Origin of the sequence: Streptomyces sp. NBC_00989, from assembly GCF_045162655.1 — a bacterium.
Taxonomy (GTDB): domain Bacteria; phylum Actinomycetota; class Actinomycetes; order Streptomycetales; family Streptomycetaceae; genus Streptomyces.
The window spans coordinates 5658918-5676081 of record NZ_CP108728.1 but is presented as its reverse complement, the minus strand read 5'-3'; the positions used below and the strand labels follow the sequence as shown (position 1 = coordinate 5676081).

18 protein-coding genes are annotated in these 17164 nt (G+C 70.3%); 12 read left to right on the top strand and 6 right to left on the bottom strand.

Going from position 1 to position 17164, the window contains the following annotated elements:
- Positions 1-158 precede the first annotated feature (158 nt).
- The 6 genes from OG714_RS24895 to OG714_RS24870 all read left to right on the top strand — a co-directional run bounded on the left by OG714_RS24895 (position 159) and on the right by OG714_RS24870 (position 6026).
- Entirely contained in the window at positions 159-296 is a 138-nt protein-coding gene (locus OG714_RS24895; protein ID WP_406124175.1) for a hypothetical protein, read from the top strand.
- Entirely contained in the window at positions 284-490 is a 207-nt protein-coding gene (locus OG714_RS24890) for a Scr1 family TA system antitoxin-like transcriptional regulator (protein ID WP_406124173.1), read from the top strand. The genes OG714_RS24895 and OG714_RS24890 overlap by 13 nt, the downstream gene beginning before the upstream one ends.
- 134 nt (positions 491-624) lie before the next feature.
- A complete protein-coding gene (locus tag OG714_RS24885; RefSeq protein WP_406124171.1) occupies positions 625-1968 on the top strand; it encodes a tetratricopeptide repeat protein in 1344 nt (447 codons plus the stop codon).
- A 139-nt stretch (positions 1969-2107) separates the two neighbouring features.
- Positions 2108-3067, top strand: coding sequence for a permease (locus OG714_RS24880; RefSeq protein WP_406131938.1), 960 nt, complete (start codon positions 2108-2110; stop codon positions 3065-3067).
- Positions 3064-3837 (top strand): TIGR03943 family putative permease subunit, encoded by a 774-nt coding sequence (locus OG714_RS24875; protein ID WP_406131937.1) that lies wholly within the window; start codon positions 3064-3066, stop codon positions 3835-3837. The genes OG714_RS24880 and OG714_RS24875 overlap by 4 nt, the downstream gene beginning before the upstream one ends.
- Before the next feature lie 140 nt (positions 3838-3977).
- Positions 3978-6026, top strand: a complete 2049-nt coding sequence (locus tag OG714_RS24870) for a TerD family protein (RefSeq protein WP_406124170.1) — start codon at positions 3978-3980, stop codon at positions 6024-6026.
- A gap of 20 nt (positions 6027-6046) precedes the next feature.
- Here OG714_RS24870 and OG714_RS24865 read toward each other — a convergent pair whose 3' ends face one another.
- On the bottom strand, positions 6047-6829 hold the full coding sequence (locus tag OG714_RS24865; RefSeq protein WP_406124167.1) for a hypothetical protein: 783 nt from the start codon (positions 6827-6829) through the stop codon (positions 6047-6049).
- Positions 6830-7258: 429 nt separating this feature from the next.
- On the opposite strand from OG714_RS24865, the gene thrS reads away from it, so the two are divergent.
- Together thrS and OG714_RS24855 are read left to right on the top strand one after the other, a co-directional pair.
- Positions 7259-8473 (top strand): threonine--tRNA ligase, encoded by a 1215-nt coding sequence (gene thrS / locus OG714_RS24860; protein ID WP_406124166.1) that lies wholly within the window; start codon positions 7259-7261, stop codon positions 8471-8473.
- A 53-nt stretch (positions 8474-8526) separates the two neighbouring features.
- Positions 8527-9486, top strand: a complete 960-nt coding sequence (locus OG714_RS24855; RefSeq protein WP_406124164.1) for a nucleoside hydrolase — start codon at positions 8527-8529, stop codon at positions 9484-9486.
- Positions 9487-9642: 156 nt separating this feature from the next.
- Here OG714_RS24855 and OG714_RS24850 read toward each other — a convergent pair whose 3' ends face one another.
- Positions 9643-10590, bottom strand: a complete 948-nt coding sequence (locus tag OG714_RS24850) for an LAETG motif-containing sortase-dependent surface protein (RefSeq protein WP_406124162.1) — start codon at positions 10588-10590, stop codon at positions 9643-9645.
- A 182-nt stretch (positions 10591-10772) separates the two neighbouring features.
- Between OG714_RS24850 and OG714_RS24845 the strand changes: the two genes are divergently transcribed.
- A complete protein-coding gene (locus OG714_RS24845; RefSeq protein ID WP_406124160.1) occupies positions 10773-12425 on the top strand; it encodes a glycoside hydrolase family 13 protein in 1653 nt (550 codons plus the stop codon).
- 17 nt (positions 12426-12442) lie between these two features.
- On the opposite strand, the gene OG714_RS24840 is transcribed toward OG714_RS24845, so the two are convergent.
- From OG714_RS24840 to OG714_RS24825, 4 genes are all read right to left on the bottom strand, one after another.
- Positions 12443-13171 carry a DUF4142 domain-containing protein gene (locus tag OG714_RS24840; RefSeq protein ID WP_403973628.1) on the bottom strand — a complete coding sequence of 243 codons (729 nt, stop codon included), beginning with the start codon at positions 13169-13171 and terminating at the stop codon, positions 12443-12445.
- 405 nt (positions 13172-13576) lie between these two features.
- Entirely contained in the window at positions 13577-14050 is a 474-nt protein-coding gene (locus tag OG714_RS24835) for a carboxymuconolactone decarboxylase family protein (protein WP_406124158.1), read from the bottom strand.
- Positions 14051-14280: 230 nt separating this feature from the next.
- Positions 14281-14460 (bottom strand): DUF397 domain-containing protein, encoded by a 180-nt coding sequence (locus tag OG714_RS24830; RefSeq protein ID WP_406124156.1) that lies wholly within the window; start codon positions 14458-14460, stop codon positions 14281-14283.
- A 2-nt stretch (positions 14461-14462) separates the two neighbouring features.
- Positions 14463-15314, bottom strand: a complete 852-nt coding sequence (locus tag OG714_RS24825) for a helix-turn-helix domain-containing protein (protein WP_406124154.1) — start codon at positions 15312-15314, stop codon at positions 14463-14465.
- Positions 15315-15558: 244 nt separating this feature from the next.
- On the opposite strand from OG714_RS24825, the gene OG714_RS24820 reads away from it, so the two are divergent.
- The 3 genes from OG714_RS24820 to OG714_RS24810 all read left to right on the top strand — a co-directional run bounded on the left by OG714_RS24820 (position 15559) and on the right by OG714_RS24810 (position 17140).
- Positions 15559-15978 (top strand): ATP-binding protein, encoded by a 420-nt coding sequence (locus OG714_RS24820; RefSeq protein ID WP_406124153.1) that lies wholly within the window; start codon positions 15559-15561, stop codon positions 15976-15978.
- A gap of 34 nt (positions 15979-16012) precedes the next feature.
- Entirely contained in the window at positions 16013-16321 is a 309-nt protein-coding gene (locus tag OG714_RS24815; protein WP_406124151.1) for a hypothetical protein, read from the top strand.
- A gap of 120 nt (positions 16322-16441) precedes the next feature.
- The gene (locus OG714_RS24810) at positions 16442-17140 is read left to right on the top strand and encodes a DUF6445 family protein (RefSeq protein WP_406124149.1); all 699 of its coding nucleotides are present in this window, start codon (positions 16442-16444) and stop codon (positions 17138-17140) included.
- Positions 17141-17164 lie beyond the last annotated feature (24 nt).

The following is a 17164-nucleotide window of genomic DNA, read 5'->3' as shown; positions in this document are numbered from 1 at the left end:
GGGATGCCACGGAATGATTACGCTCGGCGACAGGCCGTAACTGCTCGGAGGTGGCTGTCCCATGGCCCACGTTCGCCAACTCGACCCGAGCGCGTCCCCGTTGGAGCACTTCGGCTTCGAGGCGCGCCGGCGGCGGGAGGCGGCGGGAGGCGGCGGGCATGACGCTGGAGCAGCTCGGCAAGGTGATCTATCGCACGGGCTCCCTGGTCGGACAGGTGGAGACGGCGGCGAAGGTCCCCGGCCGGGTCTTCGCCGAGGCCATCGACGCGGCGTTCATGAGTACGTGTCGGCGCTGATGGCCGTCGAACACCCGGACCGGGTCGCGGAGTTGGTCGCGGCGCGGATGGAGCGGCAGCGCGTCCTGGAGCGGAAGCGGCCGCCCGCGGTGTGGGCCGTCCTCGACGAGGCCGTGCTGCTCCGCGAGACCGGCGGCCCCGAGGCCATGCGCCGACAGCTCGCCCGGCTGCTGAGCTACCGGGACAACCCCTGAGCGTTCCGTCGACTACGCCCGCCTCCGGGCCGACGCCCTCCCGGTGGAGGAATCGGCGGACTTCGTCGACTCACTCCTCGTGTAACCGAGTTACTCGCCAGTCTGTAACTCGGCTTACTGGCATGATTAATCGCATGGTGAGACGGGACGACCCGGAAGTCATCGGGCGCAGGGTCCAGCAGTTGCGGCACGAACGTGGGCTCACCCAGCGGCAGTTGGCCGAGCCCGCCTACACGCCCGCGTACATCTCCACCCTGGAGGCCGGCCGGGTGCGCCCCTCCGACGACGCGCTGCGCCACCTCGCCGACCGACTCGGCGTCGCCTACGACGAGTTGGCGACCGGCCGCCCCGCCCACCTCGCCACCGAACTGCGCCTGCGCCTGACCGAGGCCCAACGCACCCTGGCCACAGGGGAGTCCGAGGAGGCCACCGAGCAGTACGCCGATCTCCTGGCGGAGGCGGAGTCGCTCGGGCTGGCCGACGAGGAGGCCGTGGCGCTGCTGGGCCTCGGCGAGTGCGGCCTCGACACCGGTGACCTCACCGCCGCCCGCCTGCACTTCGAGCGCGCCGAGCAACGCCTGGCCGACGAACCGCTCCCCGCCCGCGTCCCCGCCATCCGCGGCCGTGCCGTGGCGCACTATCTCACCGGTGAACTCCGTTACGCCGTCTACCTGTTGGAGTCCACCCTCGACGAGCTGAACCGCGGCGGCCTGCACGACCCCGACGCGCTGCTGCTGCTCTACGCGAGCGCGATAGGGCCGTACATGGACATGGGCGCGCACGCGCGGGCGGCCCAGGCGGCCGAGCTGGCGCTCGCGCTCGCGCCGCAGGTCGCGGACCCGGCGCTGCTCGCGCGCATGCACCGGTCGGTGGCGCGGACGCTGATAGCGGAGGGCAAGGTCGCGGAGGCGGACGCCTCGCTCGCGAAGGCCGCCGACCTGTACCGGCAGCTCCAGTTCCGTACCGAACTCGCCAACTGCCACTGGATGCGCGGCTACGTCTACGCCCAGGACGGCGAACTGGAGCGCGCCGAGGTCGAGTTGAGGCAGGCGCTGGCCATGCTGACGGCGAAGCGCGCGGCCCTCTACAGCAGCCAGGTGGCCGTCGAGCTGGCCGACGTACTCCACAAACGCGGCAAGTCCGACGAGGCCGCCGCCCTCCTCCACGACGTCCTCAGCGACCTCAGCTCCGAACGCGGCGCCCTGCACTCCGCCGCCGCGCACCGCCTCCTCGGCATCATCGCCGAGGACGCCCGCGACACGGACGCGGCCGAGGAGCACTACGTCCGCGCCCTCAGCCTGCTGGAGCGCGCGGGCGCGGCCGGCGACCTGGCCGACCTGTGCCGCATGCTCGGCGACCTGCTGCGCCGTACCGGCCGGGTGGAGGCGGCCCTCGACGCCTACCGCACCGGCCTCGGCCACCGCACCGCCCCCGGCACGACGACCCTCGGCCCGGCCCCCGCACAGCCACCTCTTTGACAAATCGGGGATACCGCACAGCGCCGACGGTTACCGTGCGACGGACGAGTCGTAGTCGTAGTCGTGCGAAACGGGATGAGTCAGGCGTGTGCAGAACGAACGGACGGTGGTCGACGGCCTGCGCCTGGCCGTACGCGCGATGGTCTACGCGGTCCTGGGCGGCGCGGCGCTCATAGCCATCGCCACCGTGGTCTCCGTCCTCGGCCCGATGGTCGCGATCGACCTCTACACCCCGGCCGTGGCCGCCTGGTGGACGGTGTTCACGGCGGTGGCGGTGCAGGGGGTGCCGTTCCTGCTGCTGGGCACGGTGGTCTCGGCGGCGATCGGAGCGTTCGTCCCCGAGCGGGTGTTCACGAAACTCCTCCCCCGCAACCAGGCCCTCGCCGTCCCCATCGCGGGCGCTGCGGGCGTGGTCCTCCCCGGCTGCGAATGCGCGTCGGTACCGGTGGCGAGCAGCCTGATGCGGCGGGGGGTCGCTCCGGCGGCGGCCCTCGCCTTCCTCCTCTCGGCCCCCGCGATCAACCCGGTCGTCCTGGTGGCCACGTCGATCGCCTTCCCGGGGCAGCCGAAGATGGTGCTGGGCCGCCTGATCGCCTCCCTCGCGACGGCGGTGGTGATGGGCTGGCTCTGGGCGAGATTCGGCCGCGAGGAGTGGCTACGCCTCCCGAAGCGCACGCAGGCGGCCACTTCGTCGCCCACGGGTGTGAAGGCCTTCGTCGCCGGGTTGCAGCACGACTTCCTGCACGCGGGCGGCTTCCTGGTGCTGGGCGCGGCAGCGGCGGCGACCTTCAACATCGCCGTACCGCGCTCGATCCTGGACATCTTCACGGGTTCGTCCTGGCTGTCCCTCCTGCTGCTGGCCTTCCTCGCGGTGGTCCTGTGCGTGTGCAGCGAGGCGGACGCCTTCGTCGCGGCCTCCCTGAGCGGCTTCTCCCCGGCGGCGAAACTGGCGTTCATGGTCGTGGGCCCGATGGTCGACCTGAAACTGATCGCCCTCCAGGCGGGCACGTTCGGCCGCGCCTTCGCGTTCCGCTTCTCTTCGACGACATGGCTGGTGGCGGTGGTCAGCAGCACGCTGGTGGGGTGGTGGCTGCTGTGAGGCGCTACGGCTCGGCGGTCCTCCTCCTGCTGATGGGCGGGGCGGTCCTACGGATCTCCCTCTTCAGCGAGCTGTATCTGCGGTACGTGCAGGCGGCGTTGCGGCCGTACCTGATCGTGTCGGGGACGCTGCTGATCCTGCTGGGCCTGGCGGCGGCGGTGCGGGGAATGCGGCACGGGTCCCACGAGGAGGAAGAGGTAGACGAGGCAGACGAGGAGGAAGAGGGAGACGAGCATGGCCACTCCCACTCCCACTCCCACGCGCACGGCGGCCCCCGTATCGCCTGGCTGCTGACGCTCCCCGCACTGGCCCTGCTCCTCTTCCCGCCCCCGGCACTGGGTTCGTACAGCGCGTCGAGGGAGGAGGCGCAACGGGCGGCGCAGGGCACAGGCACCTTCTCGGCGCTGCCCGCCGGGAACCCGCTGGACATCTCGGTCGCCCAGTACAGCTCCCGCGCGATCTACGACACCGGCCACTCCCTCAAGGGCCGCACCCTCCGCATGACCGGCTTCGTGACCCACGGCTCCAACGGCACCTGGTACGTCACCCGTCTCCTCGTCACCTGCTGCGCGGCCGACGCGACGATCAGCAAGGTCGAGATCCGGGGCGACGAGGCGGACGGCGCCCCCCAGACCGACAGCTGGGTCACGGTCACCGGCACATGGATCCCCAAGGGTAAACTCGGGACGGACGGGGCGTGGCCACCGGTGCTCGACGCGGCTCAGGTCAAGCAGGTGAAGGAGCCGGCGGACCCGTACGACAAGCGGTGACTTGTTCTGATGCTTCCGGTGATTCCCGCGCAGTAAGGGCGTTATGGTGCCTCTGATGCGCTGGGTGTGGAGCGCGTCACACATCGCTACGAAACAGGGGCCGCCGGGACTGCTGTGCGGCCGTGCATCTGGGGGGCCTCATGCACGAGATGGTCAAGGGTGGGAACGTCGGTCTGGCGTCGCTGAGCGAGGACGTCGGCTCGGTGATGATGAGCCTGAGCTGGGGCAGTCCGACGGGAGAGGGCGACGCGGACGTCTCCGTGCTGCTGCTCACCGCGGACGGAAAAGTGCGCAGCGACGGGGACTTCTACTTCTACAACAACCCCGTCGCCGCCGACGGAAGCGTCCAACTCCTCGGCAAGGCGCCGACGGCGGACGGCAGCGAGGACCGGATCACCTTCGACCTGACCGCCATTCCGGCCGGAGTCGATCAGATCGTGGTGGCGGCGAGCCGCTATGAGAGCGCGCGGTTCTCCGAACTCCAGGACCTGCGGCTGACGTTGGCCGACGGCTCCGGCGAGAGCCTGCTGCGCTTCGCGATCGACGATCCCGGCGAGGTCAGCGCGCTGCTCTTCGGCGAGTTCTACCGGCGGGGCGGGGACTGGAAGTTCCGGGCGATCGGACAGGGCTACGAGTCCGGACTGGCGGGCGTGGCAACGGACTTCGGCGTCGACATCGACGACGACGCGGGTACGGACGTAGACGCGGAGGGCACTTCTGATGCCGACGCCGAGCCGGAGTCGGAGTCGGAATCCCCGGTCCGTAGGTCCGAAGCCGGCTCCGTGATTCCCGCGCAGCCGTCGAGCCCCGCGGTCGAGTCGGTGCCCGAGGCGGGAGGCGGGGCCGAGACGGCTCCGAGCCCGGCCCGTCCTCGTACGGCCAAGAAGAAGGTCACCCTGCCGAAGGTGGCCAAGAAGTCCCTCGCCGAGAACGACTCCTGGCGCGGCGCCCGGCTCTTCCCGGCGTCCGCGCTCAAGAGCGACCACGAGCGGGAGACCCGGGCGACCTCCGTGCTGCTGTCGGTGATGGCCCAAGTGCCGGAGTTCGGGCGCCGGTTGACGGCCGCGTTCGGTGCTCCGGTCGGGCGGATGGAGACGTTCACCGAGGTCACGCTGCCCAACGGCGAGTCCCCTCGGCGGCCCGACGGGGTGATCCGGGTCGAGCGCGCGGGCAAGCTGTGGACCGCGCTCGTCGAGACGAAGACCAACGGCAACCCGCTCAAGCCGGACCAGGTGCAGGCCTACGCCGACATAGCGGCCCGGCGCGGATACGAGGCCGTGATCACGCTCTCCAACGACGTCGAGCTGGAGGGCAGTCCGCTCGTCGAGGTCAAGCTCGACGGGCGGCGCAAGCACAAGGTGGCGCTCTGGCATCTGTCCTGGGCCGAAGTCACCCACCAGGCACAGCTGTTGATCCGGCACGAAGGTGTCGGCAACGCGGCGCACGCCTGGCTGCTCCAGGAGCTGCTCCACTACCTCCAACACGAGAACTCCGGCTGCCACGGCTTCCAGAACATGGGCCGCTCCTGGGTCCCGGTGCGCAACGCGATCGACGCCGAGACCCTGTGCCAGGGCGACTCGCGCGCCGTGGAAGTCGTAGAGAGCTGGGAACGGCTCGTCCGGCAGGTGTGTCTACGGCTCGGCGGTGAACTCGGCGAGAAGGTGCTGCCCGTGCAGCGGGCCAAGCGCGGCACCGATCCGGCGTCGCGGCGCGCGGCCCTCGCCGACCGGCTCTGTGTCGACGGCCGGCTCGACGCCGAACTCCGTATCGAGGGCACGCCCGGGGTCCTCGCCCTCTGCGCGGACCTGCGCACCGGCAAGCTGCGCACGTCCATCGAGATCGCCGCGCCCGACCAGGGCTACCCCCTCACCTGGGCCAAGCGGCTGGTCCGCCGGCTCGCCGAGGCACCGGCCGATCTGCATGTCGAGACCCTGCTGGAGGGGCAGCCGGGCGGGCCGCGCGGGACGCTGGAGCGCCTGCGGCCCGAACCGGCCGACATCCTCCCCAAGAACGGGGCGCAGATCACCGGTTTCCGGTTGTCCCTGTTCAGGGGCATGGGCAACACCCGGGGGACCGCCGAATCGGGCTTCATCCGCAGCGTCGACGAGTCCGTGGACCGTTTCCACGCGAGTGTGGTGGTGCACCTGGACGGGCGGTCGGCGCGGGCCCGTCGACCCGTCGACGCCTGAGCCTCTGTCCGGCTCGGCCGCTAGATCTGTACGCGGCCCTGCTTCTGTACGTCCGTCAGTCGCTGCGCGCCGATCTCCAACGCCTGGCCCATCGCGTCCACGGGTACGTTCCCCAGGCCGCCGTTCGTGACGGTGATGGTGTCGTCGCCGACGCGGACGGCGGCGGTGTCGAGGGTGAGGGTGGACTGGTCGCCCTCGGGGGTGGTGCCGGTGAGGGTGAGGTGGAGGCCCTCGCGGGCGTCGCCGACGGTCGGGAGGGTCGCCGCCGTGACCTGGACGGTCTGCGTGCCGGACCGTGTTGTCGTCGCCGTGAAGTTCGCGCATTTCTGCGGGAGGGACGTGAGCCAGGTCAGCGTGCGGTCGACGTCCGCCGGTTTGAACGCGGCCACCTGGTAACGGAGTTGGGCCTCGTCGTCGGTGTCGTCCAGGGTGGTCACCGCCTGGGTGGTGGCGGGGGTGCCGAGGAGTTCGTCGGCGTAGAGGGCGTCCAGGAGGCGTTGGCAGTCCGGCGTCGTCGTCTTCGCCTTGAGCAGGGTGTCCCGCCAGGTCGCCGTGCCCTGGGTCGGGGTCCAGGGGGCGCCGAGGTCCGCGTCCGTGAGCAGTGCGGCCTGTGCCTGGGCCGGGGTGAGGACGGGGGCGGCGGCCGGGGACGCGTGGGCGGCGGGGGGTGTCCGCACGGCTGAGGGGGAGGGGGCGGTCGTCACCTTGTGCAGGATGGCCTCGTTGGCGCAGCCGGCTGCGGTCAGCGGTGTGCCCGCGGCGAGTGTCGCGGCGAGGAGGACACGGGCCGGGGTACGGGTCATCGAGGGTCCCTCCTGGGTGGGGTGCGTCCTCCCAACGGCACCATTGCCCGGGCCTGCTCACCAGTGCGCCGGGCCGTCCGGGTGAGTGCCAGTACTTCGGGTGCGGGCCCAGTGGGGGCTTGTCGCGCCCGCGCGGTGGAGCCGCAAATCGATACAGCCCCGCGCCCCTAGGGGGTTGGCGCTCGGGTTGGCCTCAGCGCTGACCCCCACGGCGCCGCACCCGAAAATCCATGGCCGGAGTCTTCATACGACTGCTAGCGTCCGCCGCATGAAGCGCGCCAAGCCGTTCCCGTCCTCCTGGACGACGACGCCGGACCCTGTCCCGGCGCGCTGACTGCTGAACCGAGTCGAAGCCCCGGGGCGAGTGCCCCGGGGCTTTGTCGTCGCCGGATTCCTCGCCCCGCCCCCCATACCGCGAGGAGCCCCGTCATGTACGACCACCGTCGCCTCGGCCGCGAGCTCGACCTCTTCGACACCGATCCCCTGATGGGCGCGGGCCTGCCGTACTGGCTGCCCGACGGTGCGATCGTGCGGCACGAACTGGAGGAGTACGTAAGGGAGTTGGAGCGCGCCGAAGGCTACCGGCACGTGTACTCGCCCGTTCTCGGCAAACGCGAGCTGTACGAGATCTCCGGGCACTGGTCCCACTACAGCGAGGACATGTTCCCGCCGATGAAGCTGGGCGGCGAGGAGGTCGTGCTGCGGCCGAGTCTCTGTCCCCACCACGCCCTGATCTACCGATCCCGCTCTCACAGTTACCGCGAACTGCCCCTCCGTATCGCCGAGTTGGGCGGCATGTACCGTTCCGAACTCTCCGGCGTCCTCGGCGGACTGACCCGCGTCCGCGCCATCCAGCTCAACGACGCCCATATCTTCTGCACCCTGGACCAGGCCGTCGAGGAGGCCCGCACCGCCCTGAACCTCATCACCCGCGCCTACGCCGACCTCGGCATCCGCGCCTCCCGCCACCGCCTGTCGCTGCCGGGGGACGGCGGCAAGTACGTCGCGGATCCCGCCCTCTGGCGGCGGGCCACCGCGATGCTGCGCGAGGTCCTCGACGGTTCCGGCATCGCGTACGAGTCCGCCGAGGGCGAGGCCGCTTTCTACGGCCCGAAGATCGACGTCCAGATCGCCGACGCGGCCGGGCGCGAGGCCACCCTCTCCACCGTCCAGATCGACTTCCACCAGCCCGAACGCTTCGACCTGCACTACATCGGCGCCGACGGCGCGAAACACCGGCCGGTGATGGTGCACCGCAGCGTCGTCGGGAGTGTGGAACGGGCGGTGGCGCACCTGGTGGAGGAGCACGGCGGGGCGTTCCCGGCGGGGCTGGCGCCCGTGCAGATGGTCGTCCTGCCGGTGTCGGAGGCGCAGGCCGGGCAGGCGTACGACCTCGTGGCGCGGGCAGTGGCGCGAGGACTCCGTGCCGAGGTCTCCGCCGAGGGCAGCCTCGGTGCCCGCATCCGAGCGGCACGACTCGTCCCGTACCAGGCGGTGATCGGCGAACGGGAGGCCGCCGGCGACCTGGTCGCCGTACGACTGCGGGACGGTCGGCGGATCGAGCCGCTGGCGCCCGCCGAACTGCTGGACCGCGTCGCGGCGCGGGTCGAGGCGCGCGGCACCGCGCTGTGGGCGGATGCGTAAGGTCACCCTTGAACTGCCTTGATCCGCCGAACCGTCTCTGAGAGGAGCCTGCCGTGACCGGTCAGCCCATCCCCGTGATCATCGACTGCGACACGGGGGTCGACGACGCCCTGGCGCTGCTGTTCGCCGTCCGCCACCCGGGCCTTGACCTGCGCGCGGTCACCTGTGTCGCCGGGAACACGGACGTCGACCAGGTCGTACGGAACACGCTGATCGTCCTGGACCACGCCGGTGCCGGTGACATCCCGGTCGCGCGCGGTGCGGCCCGGCCGCTGATCGAGCCGGCGCGTTCGGCGGCGCACGTCCACGGGCAGGACGGCATGGGCGACATGGGGCTGCCCGACTCCACCCGTACGCCCGTCGACGTGGACGCGGTGACGCTGCTGCGCCGCGAGATCCTCGCCTCGCCGAGCCCGGTCACCCTCATCCCGACCGCGCCGCTGACGAACATCGCGCTGCTGCTGCGGACGTTCCCGGAGGTCACCCGCAACATCGAGCGGATCGTGTTCATGGGCGGCGCGGTGGCGGTCGGCAACGCCACGCCGGTCGCGGAGTTCAACGTGTGGCACGACCCGGAGGCGGCCGCGATCCTGCTCACCGCCGGGGTGCCGATCACGATGTACGGGCTGGACGTCTTCGAGCGGGTCCAGGTACCGGCCGCCGACGTGCAGCGGCTGCGGGAGAGTTCGGAGCCCCGGCTGAAGCTGGCCGGCGACCTCCTCGCCCACCGCGACCCGGCCGCCTCCGGCGATCCCACGCCCACCGGCGGCCTCGGCGACGCGGGCGCGGTCTGCGCGGTCGCCGACCCGGGCGGCCTCACCACCCGCCTCCTCCCCGTCGAGGTCTCCCTCGCCCCGGGTCCGAGCCGAGGGCAGACGATCGTCGACCGGCGCCCGCGCCACGGCGAGTCCGAGATCCACGACGGCGCCCGCGAACAGGCCCTGGTGGACGTGGGGTTGGACGTGGATGTGGAGCGGTACGTGAAGCTGTGGCTGGAGACGGTCGAGGGGTAGAGGCGGTAGGCAGGAGGCGGTAGGCGGTAGGGGGCAATGCAGGCGCCGGGCCGGGATCTCGTCCCGGCCCGGCGTCTTACTTGCTACCTGCTACTCGGCTTGCTACTTGCTAGCTGCTACTTGGTGCTTGCTGCTCGCCACTCGCTCTACCAGGGGTTACGAGTGCGAAGCCCGGCGGCGACGCGTCGCGACCACGATCGCCGCGCCGCCCGCCAGCAGCACCGCCGCTCCGCCGACCAGCACGCCGGTGTTGCTGCCGCCGCCGGTCTCGGCCAGGTCACCGCCGCCGCCGTTGGGCGAGGGCGCGTCGGCCGGGGGAGTGCTCGACTCGGAGTCGGACGGGGTCGGGGTGGCGGACTCCGGGGTCGACTCGGACGCGCTCGGGGTCGGGGTCGGGGTCGAGGACTCCGAGGCCGGCGGGGTGGACTCCGGGACCGATGGCGGGACCGACGCGGGGGCCGACGGGGTCGGGGGCTGGGCCTCGGTGGTCGTGCAGTCCTTCGTGCCGCCGTTCCAGGCCGCGATCAGCTTGTCCTTGATGACCGTGTGGTCGGGGCCCTTGGGCAGGTCGCCGTGGACGAGGCCGTCGCCGGCGGCGGGGTTGCCGTCGAACTTGACCGCGCCGCGGTAGAGGTCGATCTGCGCGAAGCAGCCCTCGTCCGGCACCGCGATGTCGAGCGAGTCGGTCTGGCCCTTCTTCACGGTGACCGTGTCGAAGTCGACGAAGACCTGCTGCCCGGAGGTGGCGAACGTCGGGCCGTGGGCGATGTACGAGGCGAGCGAGGCGGTGCAGGTGGAGGCGTCACCGGCGGTGCGGACCTTGATGTGGATCTTGCCGTCGTCGGTGGGCTTCAGGTTCTGGTCGTCGACCTTGACCGAGGGGAAGAAGTCGGTCCCGTTCAGCGAGAACTGGCAGCCCTCGGTCTCGGTGACCGTGCCGGCGCCGGATCCGGGCTTGTAGTGGCCCCCGGACTCCCAGCCGTCACCGCCGCCACCGTGGGCCCAGGCGCCGGAGGCGGCGCCGACGGATGCTGCGGCGAGGGCGAGGGAGGCGGCGCCCGTCCCCAGCAGGCGACGCACAGTGACACGACTCGCTATGGACATACTTATCCCATCTTGGCCTGGCAAAAGGAGTGGAGGAGCTGAGCAGCGAAGGAAACACCGGGCCCATTGGTCACATGCGCCACAGCGTGTGCACATCGTGGGTCCACCGGAAGATGACTGTCAACTTGCCTCGGGACAGAGGGAGTTCGTCTCGGGGCAGCGGGAATTCATAAGGAGACCACGTGTCCGACCTGTCCTCCCGTGACCCGAACTGGTGGCGGCAAGCCGTCGTCTACCAGGTCTATCCGCGCAGTTTCGCCGACGCGGACGGTGACGGGCTCGGCGACCTCAAGGGCGTCACCCAGCGCCTCGGTCACCTCGCCGCCCTCGGCGTCGACGCCCTCTGGCTCAGCCCCTTCTACCCTTCCGAACTCGCCGACGGCGGCTACGACGTCGCCGACTACCGCGACGTGGACCCGCGCCTGGGCACGCTCGACGACTTCGACGCGATGGTCGCCGAGGCCCACCGGCTGGGCCTGAAGGTCATGGTCGACATCGTGCCCAACCACACCTCGCGGCTGCACGGTTGGTTCCAGGAGGCGCTCGCCGCCCCGCCCGGTTCCGCCGCCCGCGACCGGTACGTCTTCCGCGAGGGCCGCGGCGCGGACGGCCAACTCCCGCCCACCGACTGGCCGTCGGTCTTCGGCGGCAGCGCGTGGCGTCAACTCCCCGACGGACAGTGGTACTTGCACCTCTTCACACCCGAACAGCCCGACCTGAACTGGGACAACGAGGAGGTCCGGGCCGACTTCCGCACCACGCTGCGCTTCTGGTCCGACCGAGGAGTCGACGGCTTCCGTGTCGACGTCGCCCACGCCCTGGTCAAGGACCTCGCCGAGCCGCTCCGCGACATCGGCCCGCTCGCGGCGAACTCCGAGGCCGTCCTCGACGACCTCCCGCCCGGCACCCACCCCTACTACGACCGCGACGCGGTCCACGAGATCTACCGGGACTGGCGGCGTACGGTCCTCGACACCTACACCCCGCCCCGCATGGCGGTCGCCGAGGCCTGGGTACCGGCCGCCCGCCGCGCCCTGTACGCCCGCCCGGACGAACTCGGCCAGGCCTTCAACTTCGAGTACCTGGAGGCGGGTTGGGACGCGGACGAACTCCGCGAGGTGATCACCGGCTCGCTCGCCACGGCCCGCGCGGCAGGGGCCTCGGCCACCTGGGTGCTGTCCAACCACGACGTCGTACGACACGCCTCGCGCCTGATGCTGCCCCCGGGCACGGACCCGAACACCTGGCTCCTGTCCGACGGCCACACGCCACCGGTCGACACGGCGGCAGGCCTGCGCAGGGCCCGCGCCGCGACGTTGCTGATGCTGGCGCTGCCCGGTTCGTCGTACGTCTACCAGGGTGAGGAACTCGGACTGCCCGAGGTCGCCGACCTGCCCGTCGAGGTCCTCCAGGACCCCGTCTGGGAACAACAGGGCCACACCCACAAGGGCCGCGACGGCTGCCGGGTACCGCTGCCGTGGACTTCGACCGGTCCGTCGTACGGCTTCGGGCCGGGGCCCGCGTGGCTGCCGCAGCCGGCGAGCTTCGCGTCGTACGCCGTCGAGACACAGGACGGGACCGAGGGCTCGACCCTGGAGCTCTACCGCACGGCACTGCGGCTGCGCCGCAAGCTGCTCGAAGGCGAGGCGCTGACCTGGGCTCCGGACAGCCGACCCGGAGTGCTGCACTTCACGCGCTCCTCGGGCTGGCGGTGTGTCACCAACCTGTCGGCCGTGCCGGTCGCCCTGCCGCCGGGAGAGGTGCTGCTGAGCAGCGAACCGGCGGCAGGGGGCGGTGAGTTGGGGCCCGACACGACCGTGTGGCTGGGGGCGTAGCGCGCTCGGTGGCGCACTCACCCCACGGTCGGGGTCTGGGTGGAGCTGGGTGACGCCTCGCCCGGCAGGACCGGCGGCTGGGTGGTGCTGTTCACCGGCGGGGTGAGCACCACCTCCGGCTGGCCGGCGGCCGGGGGCGGCGGGGTCAGGTCCACGGCAGGCAGCTTCGGCGGGGTCGTCTCCTGGAAGAGGACCTGGCTGAAGTTGACCAGGCCGGTGTCCTCCATCACCGTGATGTGGTCCAGGACCGTCGCGTTGGCCTGGTTGGCCAGGATCCGCACCAGGGTGTTCTCGGTGGTCCCGCGGATCTTCGCGATGGTGGCGAAGATCGAACCGTGCGTGACCCGCAGGATGTTGGCGAAGTCCGTGTCGAACTGCTTGCCGCTGTCCGCGGTCAGCGTGTTGATGAACCCCTGCTGCTGCGGGCTGGGCTGGTTCGGGATCGTGATGTTGAGCATGGGCGCGATCTTGCGGACCGTGGAGTCCAGCGCCGCGTGCCCGTCGATGAGGTGCTTGCTCGCGGTGATGACCGCCGGGCTCGCACCCTTCTTCAGTCCTATCTGGCCGACGGGGTACTCCCACAGCCCTGCCGCGCGCACCTTGACCACGAAGTCGCGGTCCGCCTCGGTCAGCGGCCCCCACTGCGTGTTGGCGATCACGCGTGCGGGCGCGCTGGAGACCGTGGTCACGCCCAGCATTGCCGGATAGGCCAGTGCGACGAGGGTCAGGCTGAGGGCACCGCCCACAACCATCGTTCCCGTCGCGTTCCGCGAAAAGCGCACCGTACCTCCTGTGTCGTGGACCGCCCGTCGGCGGTACGGACAGTCAGAAGTACGGATCGGGGAAGCGCTCGAAGTCTTTGGTTTTGGTAAAGCCCGAGTGGGGCGCGTCACAAGTGACGGACAGCAACTCCGGTTGCCGACGGGGTTCGGGGGGTGAGGATTGGGGCTGAGGGCTGGGGCTGAGGGCCGGGGTCGGCGCCCCGGCGGGACCGGCGCTGGTCGTGTGTCCGCGGTTCGAGTGCCGCATGCTGTTGGCCGGCGGGCGGGTGGACCAGGGCCCGGACGCGGCGCCGACGGCGCTGCTGCCCGATGTTCGACACTGGGCAGCAGCGGAATCGAACCTCGACCCCGCGCCCCCTCGACCCCGGGTTACTTGAACTGGCCGGGCTGGTAGTCGCCGGCGGGCATCGTGAGCATGACGTTCATGCGGTTGAAGCTGTTGATGAGGGCGATCAGCGAGACGAGCGCCATGAGCTGCTCGTCGTCGTAGTGCTTGGCGGCGTTCGCCCACGCCTCGTCCGGGACGCCACCGGCCGCGTCCGCGATACGGGTGCCTTCCTCGGCCAGCTCCAGCGCGGCGCGCTCGGCGTCGGTGAACACGGTGGCCTCGCGCCACGCGGCGACGAGGTTGATCCGCAGCGAGGTCTCGCCCGCGGCGGCCGCGTCCTTGGTGTGCATGTCGGTGCAGAACCCGCACCCGTTGATCTGGCTAGCCCGGATCTTCACGAGTTCCTGCGTGGCGGCGGGCAGCGTCGACTCCTCGATGACCTTGCCCGCGGCGATGAAGTGCTTCAGGGCCTTGCCGGCGAGGGGACTGGCGAAGGCGTTCAAACGGGCACCCATGGTGGGCTCCTCTGTTCTGTCGTGGCTGGTGGTTCCACAGCTCTGACGGAATGGGCCCCTACGAATGTGACAGCGCCGAATGTGACGTGGCTCTCACGCTCAGTGACGGGGGTGGAGGGGGTGGAGGGTGCCGGTTTGTATCGCTTGGAGGAGGGGGTGGTCGTGAGGTGGGCATGGGGTTCTCCTCCACGGTTCGCTCGCCGAGACAGCTTCCGGCTTGGCTTGGCTGTTCAGGCGTGGGTGGCACGTATGTGACCCAGCAACGAGTGGAGTCCCTCCAGAGTGGTGGAGAGGGGCCGAGTGGGGTCGTCGCTCTCCCGGAGAAGCAACTTGCCTTCGCTATAAGCGATTTCCACACATTCGTTGCCCGCTGCGCCACCGGAGTACGTGGACTTCTGCCACTGGATCACGTCTACAGCTCCTTCGACAGGCGGTGGATGAAGTCTCGTGACCGGATGGGGTCAAGAGACGCTTGTTCAACCTTACGGAAGAGCGTTCGCATGTCGTGGAGTTGGGCAGCGGCATCCAGGAAGGCGGAGCCGTACGGAGTGTCCCGCTGCACGGTGTCCAGCGTCGGCACCCGGCCACCCGCGTACATCAACGACGAACTCGCCCCGGCGAATCCGTCGACGTCGAAGGGGATCACTCGCACCGAGACACCGGGATGCTCCGACTGACGTACCAGCTCGTCGAGTTGGGCACGGGCCACTCGCCGGTCCGCGACACGGGTACGCAGCACGGACTCGTGCAGCACCGCCTCGTACGGAACCCCGCCGTCTCGCGAGAGGATCCGTTGGCGACGCATGCGATACGCGACCCAAAGCTCCAGCTCGCTGTCCGGGAGCGGCGGAACCCAGTACCCGAACACCGCTCGTGCGTACTCTTCGGTCTGGAGCAGTCCTGGCACATGGGCGGTCGCGATCACCTGAATGAAACGCGCGTGGTTCTCCAGCTCCGCCAGATCGAGGAATTCGGGTGGGAGGGCATCCCGGTACTCCTCCCACCAGCCACGCGTACGTTCCGTCGCCATCTCCACCAGCGCCTCGATCAACGCCTCGTCTCCGCAGCCGTAGAGCGCCGCGAGCTTGCGTAGGCGCTCTTCGCTGACCCCCGACAGGCCGGACTCGACCTGACTCATCTGCGCCGAGGTCGACGACAGGATCCCTACCACCTCGCGGGCCGACATCCCTGCGGAGACCCGCAACTTGCGCAGCTCGGTCCCCAGTCGCACCTGTCGAGCGGTGGGCTGACTTCTCGGCGCCATCCTGCTCATCCCCTCAACCGCACTGCTCACAGGCCCTGTTGGTGCCCTCGTTCGGGTGCCAGGTTACGCGAACAGCTTGCACGAGGAGAAAACTCTCCTCTACCGTCAGTGACGCGACGCACACCCTGCGGAACACCGGGACCCCGGAAGCGCACCGCCCCGCCCTGCCATGACGGCTGCGACAAGCCACCGCCCGCCGACCCGCACCACACGCCAACTCCCCCTCCCTGACCAGGAGTCACGCATGCCCGAAAGCGAACCCCCCGCCCCCTGGGAGTACTCCCTCAACATCCCCAACGACCCCCGCTCAGTCACCGTCTGCCGCCGTACCCTCCGCCTGATCCTCACGATGCACGGACTGATCGGCCTGGTCGACACCGCCGAACTCCTCGCAACGGAGCTGGTGGGCAACGCCGTTCGCCACACGGAGGGACCCGCCGCGCTACGCGTCTCCTGGGCGCCCAGCGTCCTCCGCATCGGCGCGTGGGACGCGAACCCCGAACCCCCGGATACCCCACGCGAGTTGACCGCGATCACCGATCTGGAGGAGGGCCGCGGCCTCGCCCTGGTCAAGGCCTGCGCCGACCTCTGGGGCTGGCAACCCCTGTCCAGGAACGGCCACCGCGACAAGTACGTCTGGTGCGAACTGGGCCGCTCGGTCTGAACGTCCCGCTGCTGAAGACAATTGGAGGAGCGTCATGGGTTTCGTCAACTACTTCCCCGGCCGGGGCCACCTCATGGAGAGGGCCTATCTCGAAGGTCAGGCCGAGGGCAAAGCCGAGGGCGAGGCCGCTCTGATCCTGCGCCTGCTGGAGAAGCGCGGAATCCTTGTCTCCGAAGACACGCAGGAGCGCGTCACGTCCTGCACCGACCTCGACACCCTCACCCTCTGGTTCGACCGGGCCCTGACGGTCACAGTCGCCGAGGATCTGTTCGCCGTAGGGGCGGCGGACGGTGTGGACGGCGCGGATGCTTCAGCGCCGGGATCGCAGGCCTCCACCCCCTGAGCCTGCCCTCGCCCCCCGATCCCACCGCTCAACCCCCCGCCCCCCACCACCCCTTCATTGACGGAATGTTGACCGGTGTATGGCACAGCATTGGTGAACCCCCGCTATACGTTCGGCCCCATGCCACCACTCCCCCCACACCCCCAGCGGGCCCGGCAGCAGGCCCCCCTCCCCGTCCTCCCGTACCGCAAGCCCACCAAGGGCCGTGACTACTGGGTGCTGAACGACGTGCTTCCGGACGTGGATGCCGTACGGGAGCGGTGTCTCGCGAAGGACGACTGGGTCAAGGGGTATCCGTACACGTCGGAGACCTGGCCGGGGCTGCGCACCATGCCGGGGCTCGAACCGGCCGAACTGGGGCGTATCGAGCGGCTGGTGAAGCAGACGATCGGGGTCAAGGAACTGTGGGTGGAGAAGGCGCCCGGAGGTGGGACGCTCAACCACAACTGCATCCAGGTCGTGGGGAAGGGCGAGAGCGAGCCCCGGCCGCACACCGACTCCCGCGCCCTGTGCCGGTACGCCGCCGTGCTGTACCTCAACCCCTCCGTGCCGAAGGATTGCGGGACCAGTTTCTACCGGCAGCAGATGCCCGGTGGACGGCTCGGTGGCAACGTCGTCCAAGCCCCGCACAACAACCTCGTCGAGGCGTTGGGTACGCGGTTCGTGGCGCCGGACGCCTTCGAAGAGGACGTGCGCGTGCCGCACCGGTACAACAGCCTGCTGCTCTACCACGCCAACCTCGTGCACAGCGCGACCGGTTACCACGGCAGCACGCTGGAGGAGAAGCGGATGACCGCAGTCTTCTTCTGGATGGCCTGAGTACTGGAGAGCCTGAGTACTTGA